At 38.1% G+C, this 17,776-nt stretch carries 15 protein-coding genes; 6 read left to right on the forward strand and 9 right to left on the reverse strand.

Going from position 1 to position 17,776, the window contains the following annotated elements; translation table 11 throughout:
- Window positions 1-197: 197 nt before the first annotated feature.
- From ACW2QC_RS14205 to ACW2QC_RS14215, 3 genes are all read left to right on the forward strand, one after another.
- Window positions 198-1,448, forward strand: a complete 1,251-nt coding sequence (locus ACW2QC_RS14205) for a serpin family protein (protein ID WP_457544626.1) — start codon at window positions 198-200, stop codon at window positions 1,446-1,448.
- A 227-nt stretch (window positions 1,449-1,675) separates the two neighbouring features.
- Window positions 1,676-2,299, forward strand: coding sequence for a DUF3298 domain-containing protein (locus ACW2QC_RS14210; protein WP_457544627.1), 624 nt, complete (start codon window positions 1,676-1,678; stop codon window positions 2,297-2,299).
- 99 nt (window positions 2,300-2,398) lie between these two features.
- Entirely contained in the window at window positions 2,399-3,055 is a 657-nt protein-coding gene (locus tag ACW2QC_RS14215; protein WP_457544628.1) for a GntR family transcriptional regulator, read from the forward strand.
- A 41-nt stretch (window positions 3,056-3,096) separates the two neighbouring features.
- Here ACW2QC_RS14215 and brnQ read toward each other — a convergent pair whose 3' ends face one another.
- The gene (gene brnQ, locus ACW2QC_RS14220) at window positions 3,097-4,452 is read right to left on the reverse strand and encodes a branched-chain amino acid transport system II carrier protein (protein ID WP_457544629.1); all 1,356 of its coding nucleotides are present in this window, start codon (window positions 4,450-4,452) and stop codon (window positions 3,097-3,099) included.
- Between the two features lie 252 nt (window positions 4,453-4,704).
- Here brnQ and pdxK point away from each other — a divergent pair, with 252 nt between their 5' ends.
- Window positions 4,705-5,514 carry a pyridoxine/pyridoxal/pyridoxamine kinase gene (pdxK, locus tag ACW2QC_RS14225; protein WP_457544630.1) on the forward strand — a complete coding sequence of 270 codons (810 nt, stop codon included), beginning with the start codon at window positions 4,705-4,707 and terminating at the stop codon, window positions 5,512-5,514.
- Between the two features lie 111 nt (window positions 5,515-5,625).
- Here pdxK and ACW2QC_RS14230 read toward each other — a convergent pair whose 3' ends face one another.
- Window positions 5,626-8,367: a UPF0182 family membrane protein gene (locus ACW2QC_RS14230; RefSeq protein WP_457544631.1), complete on the reverse strand. Its 2,742-nt coding sequence runs from the start codon at window positions 8,365-8,367 to the stop codon at window positions 5,626-5,628.
- Between the two features lie 203 nt (window positions 8,368-8,570).
- Between ACW2QC_RS14230 and ACW2QC_RS14235 the strand changes: the two genes are divergently transcribed.
- The gene (locus ACW2QC_RS14235; RefSeq protein ID WP_457544632.1) at window positions 8,571-10,184 is read left to right on the forward strand and encodes a catalase; all 1,614 of its coding nucleotides are present in this window, start codon (window positions 8,571-8,573) and stop codon (window positions 10,182-10,184) included.
- A gap of 262 nt (window positions 10,185-10,446) precedes the next feature.
- On the opposite strand, the gene ACW2QC_RS14240 is transcribed toward ACW2QC_RS14235, so the two are convergent.
- The 5 genes from ACW2QC_RS14240 to ACW2QC_RS14260 form a co-directional block, all read right to left on the reverse strand.
- On the reverse strand, window positions 10,447-11,112 hold the full coding sequence (locus ACW2QC_RS14240; protein ID WP_457544633.1) for a YtxH domain-containing protein: 666 nt from the start codon (window positions 11,110-11,112) through the stop codon (window positions 10,447-10,449).
- 228 nt (window positions 11,113-11,340) lie between these two features.
- Entirely contained in the window at window positions 11,341-11,838 is a 498-nt protein-coding gene (locus tag ACW2QC_RS14245) for a PadR family transcriptional regulator (protein ID WP_457544634.1), read from the reverse strand.
- A gap of 12 nt (window positions 11,839-11,850) precedes the next feature.
- Window positions 11,851-14,283 carry an ABC transporter permease gene (locus ACW2QC_RS14250; protein WP_457544635.1) on the reverse strand — a complete coding sequence of 811 codons (2,433 nt, stop codon included), beginning with the start codon at window positions 14,281-14,283 and terminating at the stop codon, window positions 11,851-11,853.
- Between the two features lie 4 nt (window positions 14,284-14,287).
- Window positions 14,288-15,001 carry an ABC transporter ATP-binding protein gene (locus tag ACW2QC_RS14255; protein WP_457544636.1) on the reverse strand — a complete coding sequence of 238 codons (714 nt, stop codon included), beginning with the start codon at window positions 14,999-15,001 and terminating at the stop codon, window positions 14,288-14,290.
- A 5-nt stretch (window positions 15,002-15,006) separates the two neighbouring features.
- Window positions 15,007-15,654 carry a hypothetical protein gene (locus ACW2QC_RS14260; RefSeq protein WP_457544637.1) on the reverse strand — a complete coding sequence of 216 codons (648 nt, stop codon included), beginning with the start codon at window positions 15,652-15,654 and terminating at the stop codon, window positions 15,007-15,009.
- Window positions 15,655-15,833: 179 nt separating this feature from the next.
- Between ACW2QC_RS14260 and ACW2QC_RS14265 the strand changes: the two genes are divergently transcribed.
- Window positions 15,834-16,043, forward strand: a complete 210-nt coding sequence (locus ACW2QC_RS14265; RefSeq protein WP_457544638.1) for a hypothetical protein — start codon at window positions 15,834-15,836, stop codon at window positions 16,041-16,043.
- Between the two features lie 55 nt (window positions 16,044-16,098).
- Here the strand turns inward: ACW2QC_RS14265 and ACW2QC_RS14270 are convergent, their stop codons facing one another.
- Window positions 16,099-16,812 (reverse strand): hypothetical protein, encoded by a 714-nt coding sequence (locus ACW2QC_RS14270; protein WP_457544639.1) that lies wholly within the window; start codon window positions 16,810-16,812, stop codon window positions 16,099-16,101.
- A gap of 1 nt (window position 16,813) precedes the next feature.
- Window positions 16,814-17,692: an ATP-binding cassette domain-containing protein gene (locus ACW2QC_RS14275; RefSeq protein ID WP_457544640.1), complete on the reverse strand. Its 879-nt coding sequence runs from the start codon at window positions 17,690-17,692 to the stop codon at window positions 16,814-16,816.
- Between the last annotated feature and the right edge of the window lie 84 nt (window positions 17,693-17,776).

The following is a 17,776-nucleotide window of genomic DNA, read 5'->3' on the forward strand; positions in this document are numbered from 1 at the left end:
GACTTCCACAATGATTGAAGGAACAACACAGACCATATTATTTATTCCCACTACCCCCTATCCAACTTTGATGAATCAATATAGAAGGAAACGGATCATTATTACAGAATATAAAACTATAGCTAGAATCAAGGTTACTAAAAATCTTATGTAACCTCCCTAAACTGGCAAAGATAGTAGAAAGGATGGTGATAAAGTTGAAGAGAATAACCATTTCATTAGTGCTTGTCAGCTTGTTAACATTGACAATAGGCTGTGGAGGCGATTCAACCTCACAGGAGCCGGGATTTTTAAGTAACGCGGACTTCGCTGAAGAGGATTATAAAAAAATCGTAGCCTCTAATAACGAGTTAGGATTCAAGTTATTAGCAGAAGTTGAGGCAGATGAAAATAACAATATTTTTATTTCCCCTACTAGTTTATTGCTAGCATTGTCCATGGTATATAACGGCGCTGATAGCATGACAAAAGAAGAAATAGCAAAGACATTACAAGCTGAAGGAATTGAAGTAAACGAGCTAAATAAAGCAAACGCCTCTTTGATAACCATGCTTCATAACAATTCAGACCACACGAAATTGAATATTGCAAACTCGATTTGGCTAAATGAGAACTTTCACTTTCAAGACGATTTCACAAAAAGTAACACTGATTATTTTAACGCAGAAATACAGGAAATAGATGTATCCGATAGCGAGTCATCAGGAATGATTAATGAATGGGTTAAAAAGTCAACGAATAATAAAATCAAAAAAATTGTAGCATCTCGATTGGATCCTGATTTAGTTGCAATACTTATTAACGCAATTTATTTTAAGGGAGAATGGACATATGAATTTAATAAGGATCAAACAGAAGATCGAAGCTTTCATTTAAAAGACGGGACAACAAAAGATATCCCGCTTATGACACTAACGGAGGAATTACTTTATTTGGAAAACGAAAACTTTCAAGCGGTAACACTTCCTTATGGCGATGATGAAATGAGCATGAACATCTTTCTGCCAAAGAAAGACTCCAGTTTAGAAGAGTTTAAAAAAACACTAACAAATGAAACCTGGGAGCAATTGGGCTCGGAGTTCCGTCCCAAAGAGGGCACGATAATGCTGCCAAAATTTCAATTGGAATACGAAACATCGCTGAATGAAACATTAAAGGATCTGGGTATGACGACAGCATTCAATAAGGATGCAGACTTTTCGAAAATGATTAAAGAGGATAACCCATTATGGATTAGTAAAGTTAAACAGAAGACGTTTATCAATGTGAATGAAGAAGGTACAGAAGCAGCTGCAACAACATCAGTTGACGTCGTAACAGAATCAATAACCATCGATGGACCATTTCGTATGGAAGTTAATCGTCCTTTCTTCATTGCAATTACAGACAATGAAACAGACACGATCGTATTTATGGGGGGAATTTCCAATCCACAGAAAGAAGACTAACGCTTTCCATCCTCGATATGATCTACAAAATACCAATTTAAAGAGCGGCTTCGTTCAATTTGCATTTTAGAGCAAGAATTCCTGTTCTTGCTCTTTTTTCGTTCATCCTGTTCCTAATCTCCCAAGTCCGGAGACATAACGCCAAATACATAACGCTTGTGAATCAGGGACATTATCCCAGACTATGAATAAGATACTGTAAAATCTTATAAAAAGGAATGATAGACATGGCATCCCAAGCTTTACCTGTTTCCATCCAAACAATGGTCCTCCAACAACAGGGCACTACTATTTATTACCCACAAGTGATTGGCTTACAAAATGCTCATTCACAGCAAATCATTAATCAAACAATCGCTCAGCTAGCCCAATCCTTGATCCATCAGCAATATCAACAGCAAGGAGCTGATTCATTTACGGAAATGATTGGTTCTTATGAAATCAAAACCAATGAACGTCACATTCTTAGCCTCACACTAACTAATTATGCAATTGCATATCATCATGCAAATGGTTTGACGATAATGAAATCATTAACGTTTGATAGCAAAACCGGGAAACAATACCAATTGAAAGACTTATTTAAGCCTAACAGCAATTATGTAGAAGTTCTCACGAGAATCGTCCAAAAACAGATTAAAGAGCGAGACATTCCGTTGTTGGATGGCCTTTCAAAGATATCACCTAACCAAGACTTTTATATTGCGGACAAATCACTTGTACTTTATTTTCAGCCCATTGAAATCACACCTCACTATTTTGGATTTCCAATGTTCCCTATTTCTGTTTTTGAACTAAGTGATATACTTGATGAAAATGGACCACTTGGCAAAATGGCGGTTAACCAATAATACATGAAAATATAACGATATATTGCATATACCAACAAGCATTTTTCATGTATACTAATATTAAATAAACGATAAAAAATTTAGTAAGGATGAATTGTAATGCCGATACCAACAGATCATTCCAAGCCAATCCGCAAATCTGCCAAAGAAAACGCATTTAGCCAATTACAAAAATGGATCATAGACGGTACTTTGCAGCCTGGGGAAAAGTTGAATGACTCGGAACTTGCAGAAGCGCTCGGAGTCAGTAGAACACCAATCCGTGAATCATTGCAACTTCTTGAGGTTGACGGTTTTGTGAAAATGTATCCCGGAAAGGCAACACAAGTAACAGATGTAGAAAGGGAGTCCATTAATGACCTTCTTCCACCTTTAGCGGCACTGCAAGCATTATCAGCGGAACTAGCTATCCCGCATTTAACAGATGAGGTCATTACGTTACTCGAAGATACAAACAAGCGATTTGCAAATGCGATCCGTTTAGAAAATTATTTTTCAGCACTTAAAATAGATGAGGAATTTCATCAGATTATCGTTGATACCGCAAAGAACCCGTTTATTCATAAAATGGTCGCCTTCTTGCAGTCACATGTCCGGAGATTGTTTTTTCATAACTCGATTATCTTAACAGCGAAGTCGATAGAAGAACATGATACCATCATTACACTAATGAAGGATCACAACGTCACAAAAGTTTCAGCAATCATGCAGGAAAATTGGCTTCGTGCAATTGAGGAGTTTCATAAATTAAGATAAAAAGTTAAGCCGGTCTCCCCTTCTAGGGAAACCGGCTTATTTTATGCCTCAACAAAAGATAACCGTTGTATCCGTACGATCGTACCTGTAAGTGCAATAACGATTAAGGCTGGGAAGAACCATCCAAGCCCCTGATTGTATAATGGAAGAAACTGTTCATAAAGAGAAACAATCTGTTGCAACCATCCAAAATAGTTAATTCCCAATGAATCACATAATGATTTCAACCCATCAATAACACTAATTATAAACGTAACTACCGTTGCTGACGCATACACCAATCGTGAATGGTTAAACAAAGGTGACAAAAACGTTAAAATCATTAAAACAATCGCAAGCGGGTATAGGAACATTAGAACGGGAACCGAGTACGTAATAATATTTGCTAATCCGAAATTTGCAATTACAAATGTAAAGGCAGAAAAGAACCAGACAAACTTTTTATAGCTGACTTTCGGTACTAGTGTGTGAAAGTACTCAGCACAAGCCGTTACCAATCCAATACTTGTTGTCAAACATGCTAGCGTGATAACGATTGCCAGCATCACCGATCCCAGCGTTCCAAAATAATAGGAAGCCGCACTACTGAGAACTGGTCCACCCGTTGCAAAAAGTCCGAATGTTTCCGTGCTTGTTCCGCCCAAATAAGCAATACCAACATAAATGACTCCAAGTAGCGTAATTGCCACTGCACCAGATCTTGCAGTTGCAGATAGTACACCACGTGTAGATTTAACACCCATCGAACGAATCACATTAATAACAATAATGCCGAAAACAAGTGAAGCGAGCGCGTCCATTGTGTTATATCCCTCTAGGAATCCCTGTAGGAATCCTCCGCTTGCATAAGCATCCTGAGGCGGTTGAATGGACCCCATCGGTTTAACAATAACCATGGTCAGCAGAATAACTAGGAGAACAACAATTCCAGGTGCTAGTATTTTCCCAACATTGTCCACGAGTTTCGCAGGATTCAAAGACAACCATAGTGTGACAGTAAAAAATAGGAACGTAAATAGGAGTAACCCTCCTTGTTGAAATCCCTCACTCACAAATGGTGCGATTCCAACGTTATATGCAACTGTACCTGTCCGTGGTGCTGCGAATAATGGTCCAATCGTCAGGTAAAGCATTGATGTAAAAAAGATCGCATATACAGGATGAATTCTACTTGCGAGTTCTTCTAAATTCCGACTCCCAGAAAAACCCATTGCTAAGATTCCAACGAATGGTAATCCGACTCCTGTGATCAAAAATCCTACCACGGCTGGCCAAATATTTGTCCCGGCATATTGCCCTAGCTGTGCTGGAAAAATTAGATTACCTGCCCCAAAAAACAATGCAAACAACATAACTCCTATTACAAAATAGGATGAAAATGATAGTTTGTCCTTCATACCATTCGCTCCTTCTACGATGTAAACTTGATTAACAAACATAAGTTATATGCAATATATCAGTTACGCTATAATACTATCTTTTTGCGCAAAATGCAATATATTACATAATATTCTTTGATAGTTTATAAAATTTTTGACAACTCGACTTTTTAACACCAACTAAAGAAAACGGAAATTCTTTTATTTGCTGAAAAATTGGTATATCCTATTATTAGAAAATATTATTGAGAAAGCTTGGGGGAATTTTGGATGACGATGAAAAAGACACTAACACTCGCTGGTTCTGATTCAAGCGGTGGTGCAGGTATACAAGCAGATTTAAAAACATTCCAGGAAAATGGCGTGTATGGTATGACCGCCCTTACATCTATTGTTGCAATGGATCCAAACAACGGCTGGAACCATAATGTTTTTCCAATTGACGTAGCCATTGTCGAAAAACAATTGGATACCATTTTATCGGTTGATGTCGATGCAATGAAAACAGGCATGCTTGGTTCGGTAGATATTATTGAACTTGGGGCAAGGAAAATTGATGAATACAATCTTGACAAATTTGTCTTGGACCCTGTTATGGTTTGCAAAGGAGAAGATGAAGTATTACAACCGGAAAACACTGATGCAATGCGCGAATTGCTTCTACCACGGGCATTAATCACAACACCTAATCTGTTCGAGGCAGGACAACTTGCACAAACCGGCCCAATCAAAACCATTGATGGTATGAAACAAGCGGCAATAAAAATCCATGAACTTGGGGCAAAAAACGTCGTTATCAAAGGCGGAAAAGCACTTGATCATGAAAAAGCGATTGATCTCTTTTATGATGGAAACGACTTTACCTTGCTGGAGAAGGACAAGCTTGATACAACTTATAACCACGGGGCTGGCTGTACATTTGCGGCCGCTGTTACCGCCAACCTAGCAAACGGAAAATCTGTAAAAGAATCGGTTGAGGCTGCAAAAGACTTTGTCACGGCAGCAATTGCTCACGGCTGGAAACTAAACGAATATGTAGGACCGGTTATGCACGGGGCTTATAACAAATTTGCTGAATAATGGTCATTAACTTCGGGGTTAAATAATGTCTCCGAAGCATAAAGAGTCCCTTGTAGTTTAACTACAAGGGACATTGTTTTTATTAAGGTTTCATTGCATCACGCTAGCAAATTACTGAGACTCTTCCAGCTGGTTTTCAATGTTTGTCATAATTTTACCGGCTTCCTCCCAATTCCCCTCAGACAATGCTTGTTGATAAGCATCAAACAGCTCAGCTAATTGTTGCAATGTTTCATCTGCATCTGTAATCGGCTGTGAAGGCTCATCTGGCTTTTCGTCCTCATCTCCACCATCGCCTTCTTCCGACCCACTTTGATGTTCAGGATCAATTAGATTCAACATCTTATCAAGCGCCTTGTCAAACGAAGGCTCCATGACAATGTTATCTCCATAAGCCAAGATGATCCGCTTCACTTCAGGAAGAGAAGTAGCATTGGAAGATTCAATATAAACCGGTTCTACATAAAGAATCGTATCTTCTATAGGAACTGCTAGCAAATTCCCTCGAATAACTTTTGATCCGCCTTGCGACCATAAATTTAACTGTTTAGAAATGTCACTATCTTGATTGATCCGGTTTTCAATTTGTTGTGGTCCGTATATATTCTTTTGTTTTGGAAAACGATACACAAAAATTTCACCATAGTGATCTCCATCATTGCGAACGCCCATCCATGAAATCATATTTTGCCGCTTTTTCGGTGTATAAGGCATCATTAAAATAAACTCTTCATCTTTTTCTTCCTGCAACTTCATAGTCATGTAGTATGGTTCCATCACAATATCTTCATTGAAGTATTTTTCGGTAGGGAACTGCCAATAGTCCTCCCGATTGTAAAATACCTCCAGGTTTTCCATATGATAGGTTCCGTACATGGAAGCTTGTGTTTTAAACAATTTCTCCGGATAGCGAAAGTGTGCGCGAATATCATCCGGGATTTTCTCCGTAAATAACTTCGGAAACATATTTTGATACGTTTGCATTAACGGATCATCAGGTTGATTCACATAAAAGTTCACTTCTCCTGTATAGGCATCAACAGCCACTTTTACAGGGTTCCTTAAATAGTTTTTGTTACCTTGATAAGGTTCTGAATAAGGATAACGCTCTGCCGTCATGTAGGCATCAATAATCCAGACAAGACTACCATCATCCCGGACCACAATATATGGATCTTTGTCATACGTGAAAAATGGTGCAATTCTTTTTATTCGATCCTTAATATTCCGTGTATCCAGTAATTGGCTATCTTCGGTAATTTGGTCCGATACTAGCATTCGGAAAGACCCTTCATTTAACGCAAATAATAAACGGTTGATACCTTTCAATGGAACCCCAGAATCTGCTTCAAAGTGACTTTCGACATTCTCATCTCCCGATGGGTAATCAAATTCTTCTACCCCACTATTGACAATAACATTCTGGTAATCCTCTTCCCCAAAATAGATCTGTGGACGCGTAACATCTAACGCGCCTTCTGGTGGAAGGTTTTTCACCATATACTCAGGTTGACCTTGCTTTGTCACTTGATTCACGTGGCTCATTGTAATCCCATATCCGTGCGTATATCTTAAATAACGGTTCACCCATGTTTTAGCTTGATCAGGAAGGTCAACCGTACTCAATTCTCGTGCTCCTAAAAAGACTTGTTCATAATCACCATCAATTTTATAGCGATCAATATCGACATCATTAAAATTGTAGTACGTACGGAATGTTTGCAACTGGTTATAAACTTCAAGAAGCGGCCTTGAATCATTCACCCGTATATTTTCAATTGTTTTTTTGTTTCGATCCAACATTGCTTCATCCAGCGAATAATTTCCAGGGTGCTCCATTTCCTTAATACTATCCAAATCGTAAGCATCTCTTGTTAATGCTACATTGTGTTTCAAAAAAGGCTTTTCTTTGGAAAATTCATTTGGCGATACAAGAAAATGCTGCACGCCGACAGATGCCAGTTGTCCAACGATCACCAATCCAATATATAGGACAATAGGAGCAACCATTGATCTTAATTTTCCCCTAATCAATGCTACAATCATCCAAATTGTTCCGATAAGTGCAGCTGCCGCAAGTACATATGACTTTGGAATATTGATAACCTTATCTGTGTAACTTAATCCGTAAACAGCACTTTCTTGAAAAATATTTACCTGGTTTGTTAAAAGCGTACCATAAGGCCCTAAAAGATGGTTACCAGCTAAAAGCAGCCCAATGATTGTAAGTGTTACACCAAGATGTAATTGTGCCAGTCTACTTGACCGATACATTTTAAATGCTGAATAAGCACCTGCTTCTAGTAACAAGAAAAAGATACCCAATCCAAGTAACAGATAAATGATAAATTTTAAAAATGGCAATACAAACATATAGAACGATATATCCAAGTTAAAATAGGGATCTGTTTCCCCAAATGATGCATGATGGATAAATTTCAACATCTGCTCCCATCCGATTCCTTGTGTAACCATACTGCCAATTAAACCAATTAGGACCGATATGCCAAGCATAATCAATGTCATTTTTTTACGCGAGAACATAATCTTCGGCAACTGAACTTGATCAAAGTGACTAATATATGATCGTCGAATCCAGAAAACCGTAAAATATGTACATATCGCAAATAACACAAATCCAATCACACCAAGAAGAACTTTACTCCCCAAAACGGTAGTAAATACTTGTGAAAATCCAAGGGAATCCATCCAGATGTAATCCGTTATCAATTGGTTAGATAATAAACCTATGATCATGATTAATACAATTACTAAGAAAACATACCCAATCCAGCGCAATACGTTTTTCCATTTTCTAGACTGCGTAATGTTAAATGTTTCTTTAAAGTCCAATATTACCCTCCTCCCGACCTTTACTTATTAGTCTATGTAACTATTCTATTCATATAGACGTACGAATGAAAAGGGAAAAGGTTTCAGTAGTTTATTCATCTCCTTATTAAGTAAGGGTTGTCACGAAACAGAAGATACCGTTTAAACGCATTATTTAAAGCCTATTGGGAAACGTAAATGACGAAAACTATAACAGAAAGAAGATGATAACAATGGCCAACGAACAATCAAATCGCAATAATCATCAAACCAATATTGAAAACGAAGATACGCTGACAAATAAACAAGGACATCCTGTTACCAACAATCAGGACATCAGAACCGTTGGAAATCGGGGCCCCGCAACGTTAGAGAACTATGATTTTATCGAGAAAATAAGTCATTTTGATCGGGAACCTGTACCGGAACGGGTTGTACATGCGCGTGGAGCCGGTGCGCATGGTTATTTTGAAACATATGGAACAGTTGGAGATGAACCTGTTTCAAAATACACACGTGCAAAAGTTTTTCAAGAAAAAGGGAAAAAGACGCCTGTATTTGTTCGTTTCTCCACGGTTATCCATGGAAGGCATTCCCCAGAAACATTAAGAGATCCCCGTGGATTTGCTATTAAATTTTATACAGAAGATGGGAACTGGGATTTAGTAGGGAACAATTTGAAAATCTTCTTTATTCGCGATGCGATGAAGTTTCCTGACATGATTCATGCATTTAGGCCAGATCCAGTTTCAAATATTCCAGATAGTCAGCGTTTTTTTGACTTCTGTGCTAATTCACCCGAAACCTTCCATATGGTTACATTTGTTTACTCACCCTGGGGCATCCCTGCAAATTATCGGATGATGCAAGGCTCCGGAGTAAATACCTATAGATGGGTAAATAATGAAGGAGAAGCAGTACTTGTCAAATATCATTGGGAGCCGAAGCAAGGCATTAAAAATTTGACGGTTAAACAAGCAAATGAGATCCAAGCATCAAACTTTAATCACGCAACACAGGATTTATACGATGCGATTGAGCAAGGTGATTATCCTGAATGGGAACTTTATGTGCAAATTATGAGTGATGATGACCATCCAGAATTGGATTTTGATCCGCTTGATGATACAAAACTTTGGCCTGAGGATCAGTTCCCATGGTTACCGGTTGGCAAGCTTACTTTAAATAAAAATCCGGAAAATTACTTTACAGAAGTAGAGCAAGCAGCATTTGGAACAGGAGTACTTGTAGATGGCCTTGATTTTTCTGATGACAAGATGCTGCAAGGTCGTACATTTTCCTATTCCGATACACAACGCTATCGTGTTGGGGCCAACTATTTACAGCTGCCAATTAACGCAGCCAAAAAACGAACGGCAACAAACCAGGAAGGTGGACAAATGCGCCATGAAGCAGAGCATGCACCTGGAAAAAACCCTCACATTAATTATGAACCTTCCATATTAGGTGGATTAAAAGAAGCTGAGCAAATCGGTAAAGAACATACACCAAAGGTTGAAGGAAAACTTGTTCGTGAACCCATTGACAGACAAAGCAACACAAAGCAGGCTGGACAAACCTATCGCAATTTTGAAGACTGGGAAAAGGACGAGTTAATTTCAAACCTAGTGGGAGACCTCTCTCAATGTGACCAAAGAATTCAAGATAAAATGGTCGCTCTTGCGGAAGAAGCAGATGAAGATTATGGCCGTCGTTTACGAGAAGGTTTAGCAAATTCCGTAAAAGATGGATCAAGCCAAAATCCAATTGGAAATAAGGATAGTGAAAAGGCTCCTAAACAAGCTGAACAGAAGGGGAATGATGCAAATCCGTATTAATTGATTTAGCTAAACTTATTTAGTTAAGTGATGATTTAGAGCCTAATCAATCAAATAAGCAAAGCAATCGGTCACCAATCAAAACCCACGTTCGTTAAATAAAGAATCCACCATATGTTCAATAACGCTAATCCATTTAGATTATCCATGACAGAGAGCTTTCCATCTAGAACATAACTAGGATGCGCTGGAACAGATGGTGGATCTGTTTTCACTTTTTAGGGTGGATTTTTGCCCAGATCAAAAACAAACAGACAAAATCTTATTCACTTTTTGCGGTTGATTTTTTAGCGGTTTTATCCTTTGCATCTGTTCCGGACTTAGAATTACTTTTATTTGCTGTAGTTTTACTTGATCCTGCTTTGCTGCTGCTTTTAGATTGTGTCTTTCTCTTTGTATTAGACGACGTTTGTTTTGTAGAAGCTGATTTGCTTTTCGTACCCTTTTTACTGTGTGCTTCTTTTGTATTCGTTGCTTCCGTCTTTTTCTCGTTTGTTTTTACCTTTTCTTCTTTTGGCTCTTTATTTTGTTGTACTTTTTCTTCTTTTACTTCCTTCTCAGCGGCGTCATTTTCTTGTGCTTTTTCCATTTTATCTGACTGTAATGAAGCACCTTGTTCACTGTCCACTTTTTCACTTTCCTCAGCTTTATCTATATTATTACTGTCGACCTGTTTTGATCCATTAGATACTCCGGTCTTAATTTCAGTAATTTGAGCTTTTGTTGCATCGCCAAGTTCTTTTGTTTTATCGACAGTTTTTTTTCTTACTGTATCCGCCTGAAACTTAATGTCACCATGCAATTCTCTGCCGGGTTTAGGAGCAAAAAGCAATGCTGTCGCTACACCTAACATACTACCAACGATTGTTCCTGTCACAATCCCTTTGCCAGTTACTTGTTTTTTGTTTTGTTTCTTTCTCTCTGCCATATTTGTACCTCCTAAAATATATAAAATGTTTTTTCTATAGTAAGTCCCCATCTATAATACTAAAAAATATGGAAGATGAACATACTTGGAAAGGTAGCCATATAAATTAAATAAAAAAAGAGTTAGATCCAATTTTTTGATATATTTTGCGAAGCGAACTAACCAACAAAAAGTGCTCAAACTAATATCGGCTCAAGCACTTTCCATTGATAAGTATTTTTTATCTGTTTAATCCGTCGCAATCATATCCAGCCATTTAATGTCCGCTTCTAAATGGAGTAATGCTCCTTCAACAAGCATCTTCATTGTTTGATTCCCAATTTGGTTCATCTGTTTTTTAAATTGTGTAAGGTGTAGTACATCTTTTATAATTGTCTGCTTCTGAACCTGAATCATACTTTGTTTTTCTTTATAATCTACATGGCTAGCACAAAGATATTTGAAATAAAACTCGTCTTTAAGCAAAGATCGCTCAACAGGTTTTTTTAGCCAGGTCCACAATTCCTTTTTTCCCTGTTCGGTGATCGTATAAAGTTTACGGTCCTTCTGATCATTTCCTGGTGATTCAACAAGATTATCCCGCTCTAATCTATCAAGTGTTGTATACACCTGACCGGCATTTAACGGCCACATGCTTTGAACAAGTTGATCAAAACCAGTTTTTAGCTCATAACCATGACTTGGTTTTTCATATAGTAATGCAAGTAATGAATGTTTTACAGACATAAGTATCCCCGCTTATTCATAAGATATCGCTTCCTTAACAGGAACTCGTGATGCTGTGATGCTTGGTAACCATGCTGCAGCCATTGTAAATAGTATACCACCTGCAACTGCCAAAAATAAACTTACCCATGGAACCGTAAAACTTAATAATGCCTGCGCCTGATCAGATTGTGAATTTAAGTAGATAGCAAGGATGCCATATGCAGTTCCTACAACCACACCGGTAACACCAATAATTAACCCCTCTGCAATGATCATAAGTTTGACTTGCCCCTTTGTAAAACCGATTGCTCGCATTGTACCAATTTCCTTTATCCGCTCAATTGTATTCATGAATAAGGTGTTACTAACTCCTATAGCAGATAGCGCTATAACTAGAAGAAGCAGTCCCTGCATGAGCTCATTCATTCCAGTTACCGCATTGGTCGATTGCTCAACCTTCTGTGATACACTGGAAATACTTGAAAGTTCATTACCATATTTCTCCGATAAATTTGAATAGACAAACGGAGTGCTTGTTTCGCTGGTAGATATTGCCACATGAAATAGGTGGGGCCAATTTAGAACATCCCCCAGAATCGACTCTTCTACAAATGCCAGGTAACTTGTATAATGGGAGGTCTGCACACTTCCTTTTACATAGAAATTAGTCTTTCCAGAAGGTGTATTTAATGTAATACTATCTCCAACTTCTCCTTTCCACTCAGCTAATGCACGCTCTCCGAGATAGAGTATCGGAAGCTGAGTCACTTCATTGACTTCATTTGAAATACGAAAGACTTCGGCTTCATCAGGGTTACCTGAGTAGCTCATCAGTGAAAATTCCCTATCTTCGCCATCCTTTGTTTGCCACGTTATATTTGGAATGTCTGCAAATCGATAGACATTTGTAATACCTTCCATTCCTTGAATAACGTCAAGATCGTCATCCTGCCATGGTGTTTCCTTCGTGACATGAAGATCTCCACCAAACGTACTACGAACTTCATCTTCCATTCCATCTGGAAGTGATTCAAGGGCTGCACTCATGAACATTGCTAAACTGACGCCAATCGCTAGCATCGCAGACGTACTGGCATTACGATTCTCAAATTGTTTAACAGATCTGACCGCCTGTTTTCCAGCGTATTGAAATGTAATCTGAAAAAAGGGACCAATAATCCATTGAATTATTCGCATAAACAATGGATACAAAAGTACAAGGCCAACAAAGAGTAGTAAAAAAGCCCAAGCGTTATCGATCAATCCTATTCCAGTACATATAATACCAGCTATTATTCGTATAATATTTGCTCTTTTGCTAATTTGTTGTGGTACTGCCTTATCTACCATCGCTTCCATAACTGACGTTTTTCCTGCCTGATAAACGGGGAAAACAGCAGTCAGAAAAGGAAACAGTATCCCGACGATTGCCGAAATAATAAGTGGAGATGCCAATTCCAAGTCATATTTGATATTTTGCGAGGCAATTGCTGACATTAGCATTTCCTGAAAAAAATCACCAAACCAAATACCGATCGGAAGAGCAACAGCGGTTCCTATTATCGAAAGAAGCCCGATTTCCTGCAGAACAAGACGATAGATACCTCCATTTGTGTAGCCCAGACTTTTCATTACTGCAAACTCTTTTCTTCGTTCAATAATGCTCGCATAAATCATATTAAAAGCAATAAATCCGCTTATAAATATAGCTAAAATTGCTATTATATCAAATGTATAGTATAGACCTTCCACATCATTATTTTGCATGTCATCCATAACAACTGGCTGCACGAATAAATCAGAAGATGCAAACTCTTTTTGGTAAGAGGCAAGAAGCTTATCCTTTTTTGATGTTTCCTTTGTTTCAAATCGATAGTTTGTGATTTGCCCTTCCAATCCAGTCCAGTTTTGCAGTATATCAAGCGGAACCATAACTTGTGAATAACCGTATTTTGCCTGTTCTTTAGTCCGGGGGCTACTCAGCATCGATCCTTCATAAACAATTGCAGTAACTTCTATATTCCCCATATTTTTAAATGTAACCGTATCGCCAATCCCTTTTTTCCAAAGCTTCGCAGCATTCTCTGTAATAATAAGCCCTTTCCTTGAAAGGTCCCCCTTTTTTACAGTTAGCTCAATTAAACCGTTATCAAAACTTGATACACCTGTAAGCCTTACAGATGTTTGTGCGGAACTCATTCCATCTATTTTAGCGAATCCTCGTTTCAATAAAATGGCATTTCCCATTTTAAATTCATCGCGTGCGAGTAACCAGTCTAATTCTTTCTGTTGAAAAACATGATCATTACTTTGAACCTGGAAATCACTATCACCCATAGACATTTTTTCATAGCTTTCAAGTGTGTTTGAAGTCGTCTGCTTTGCAATCAGCATCCCTGTCATAACAACCACACCGAGAATGATGGAAAAAAGCGTAAAGAAAAACCGCTTTTTATACCTCATTAAATTACGCCATGAAACGCGAAAGGAACTCAGCATAATCATCATCCTCTCTTTTTACTTCTGTCTCAATAATCCCATCTTTAAACAAAATAATTCGATCAGCATAGCCCGCCGAAAACATGTCGTGTGTTACCATGACAATTGTCTGCCCCCTATCTTGATGGAAGGAAGACAATAGCTCTAAAATATCGCTTGATCGCTCCCTGTCCAAGTTACCAGTCGGTTCATCTGCAAGCAAAATGGCTGGTTTGTGGATTAGCGCACGTGCTATTGCCACTCGCTGTTGCTGTCCGCCACTTAATTCATGCGGAAAGCGTTTGTCATAGCCCTCTAAATCCACTGCTTCTAAAAGTTCATGTACAGCTGCTGAATCCACCTTTTTGCCACTTGCATGCAACGGAAAGGCAATGTTTTCATAGACTGATAACGTTGGGAGGAGCTGATAGCTTTGAAACACAAAACCAATCTTTTCACGCCTTATAATGGTCCTTTTTTTCTCTGATTTCGTTTCTAATTCCAGGCCATCAAGTGTAATCGACCCTTCTGTAGGAACGTCCAGCCCTCCAAGCAGTTGAAGGAGTGTGCTTTTCCCGGATCCACTTGGCCCCATAATTGCTACAAACTCACCTTTTTTCACGGAAAAGTCAACACCCTTTAGAACCTGTGTCGCCTCACTCCCAGTTTTATACTCTTTTTTTACACCTTTCATTTGAATCATACTTGTCACCCTTTCGAATTAGATGGATATATTGTATATGACCATGAATAAATAAAATCAGCGATAAAAACAATCCCCCAAACCATCGAAATACCATAAATCGTCTCATTCGCATATGGCGTTTCTCTAACTTTTTCTGTACCGATCCATGATAAGTCCTTCGCATATTCCAGGGATTGGGTTACACCACCAGTTCCGTAAATCCAGAATGCTATTTGAACAACAACGAATACAATAAGATGTGCAATGGAACTCCAGCGATATTTCCTGGCCACATATTTTGGATCCTTCTGTCTATTCATGATTTCTATATCTTTATTTGAAAGAAGTTGGACATTACGCCATCCCCCAATTACTTTACGCATCCAACGATCTAATTTCATAAAGTCAAAAATTCCAAATGTACACGCATAAATTACAAAAATCGTAATAACGATCTGAAATCTTGATATTTCACCTGTTTCCTTATAGATCAACACCGCTAACATAGCTTCAAGAACCAATAGTGCAACAAAACCAATAAGGAACAGCAGGCTAAAGTTACGCTTATCAAAAAGGTAACGTACAACTCCAAACAAAAGCAGTGAAGCAAGGGACAACACTTCTACCGTGATGAACAATTCCCATTGATAAGTAAGAATTAGATCAACCATTCTATCACCTTCATCCATTATATACTGAGTATCTATTCACTTAGTATATAGATACTCAGTATATAAAGCAAGAAAAATTTCATTAAAGCTAAAAAAAGGACTGAACCCTAACAGATCCAGCCTTTAATAAAGGCATAAAAAACACAGGGGTACACAAGCTATTTTACGAGGTGATAATAATGACGGATAAACAAAAGAAGAAATTCCCATTTCCGACCAAAGCAAATATAGATGGTGAGATTAGTGTCAATAACGGACTAGACACGAACAATCCGATAAAGGAAGAGGATAATTTTGCAGGAGATTCTGTTGATGAACACAAAGAGTTGGAAGCGGCTAATGAGGAAATAGCAGAAAGAATTATATCGCAGGTAAATAATAATTCTTAGTATCCAACCTTCCCCTATTGAAAAAGTGGTATGAAATCGTTGTTCATACCACTTGTTATTTAAACTGCACATCCCGCCTACGAATTCGCCAAAAGTACAAAAGGATCAAAACAACGGCATATACGAATACATACATCCATTCCAGCAATAAATGTGTGTTTATATATAAGCGATCATCCCCTAGCAAATCAACAATGGAAAACGCCGGTGGAATGAGCCAAGTTACATAAGAAATAAATTGTGGCAGCGCATCTTCCAGGCCACCTTTTACGAGAGAAATAAGTAACACCAGTACAAGCAGCAGCCAGGAACTAACTGTTTTGGCCCGTGTCATCCAGCTTAGAAAAATGGTAATCGAAATACTTAACAAGGATATTAGTAGATGAGAAACAACAGCAATGAAAATATCCTGAAATGTGACTGAACGATCAAATGCCCCAATCACAAACGGATAGAAAATAGCAAATACGGATAGTACCGAAGTGATGAGAAACACAGACAAAATCTTACTACTAAAAACCTTAATAATACTTTTAACGTGTACAACAGTAATCTGCAGTTGCACTGAATCTGTTATTTGTATGACGGTTACCGATATCCAAGCCGCAATAAAATAAAGAACAGCACAAGAAATCCCGTAGCTGCTTAATACAGGATTTGGCGTATACGTGTAGGAAATGATCGTCCAAAGCAAAAAAAGGCATACAGGGGGGACAAACTGATATGATCGTATATAATCCTGCATGCAATACGTCATCAAATTTTTCATCTTATTGCCTATCCCTCCCAGCATCTTTAGATTCCAATTTCGGTAACACATTCATCTGACGAGAGACAAATTGAATGGTTCCACCTAATGTAAGGATGTTGCTAATTACTTCGTTACTTTTTTCGGCATATACAGTAATAATATGGGACGATGTGGACTGATAAACATGCTTGATAATGGTTGTTGAACTGCAAACAAAAGATACTAGCGTTTCAGATTTCCCTGTAAATTCAATTGTTCGATAATGATTGTTTATCCCAGCCACCGATGTTTCCTTTATTTGTTGTTGTGTCACATGAATTTTTCGATCAGCTAGTTTTTCAGCAAGATACGACTCATGGGATGTAAAAACAATCGTTGTACCTTCTTTTTTTAGCTGTGTCAACGTCTCTATCAGCCTTTCCTGCGAATCAGAATCTAACCCAGATAGCGGTTCATCTAGCAAAAGAAGCTCGGGGTCGGTTAATAAAGCCTGAATAATGTTCACCTTTTGCTTATTTCCTTTTGATAAATACGGCGTGTTAGTATGCTGATAAGCTTCCAAACCAAATTCCCTAATAAGTTCTCTACTGCGCAACTCCAAAACACTAGCTGAAAGCCCCTGAATCTGACCCATATGCTTTAAGTATTCATTAGCTGTAAAGCGTAATAATTTAGGGGGCTGTTCTGGAACATAGCCCATATTTTTTGTTGATCGTTTGACGTCGCCTTGATTGGGAACAATTAATCCGGCGATAATTTTAAGCAAGGTACTTTTACCCGACCCATTTTCCCCGGCAATGGCTATACACTCACCATTCTTTATCGATATAGCTACACCTTTGAATATACATTTTTTATGTACGGTATAATGGATATTTGTGAGTTGTAATACATTCATTTTGGGCTCCTAAATTACGATATTCTAATTTAATTCTTCTTAAAAGTTTTAGAGACAACTTATGCATTATGACACCCTTTTTAG

This window comes from Virgibacillus sp. FSP13, from assembly GCF_054048505.1.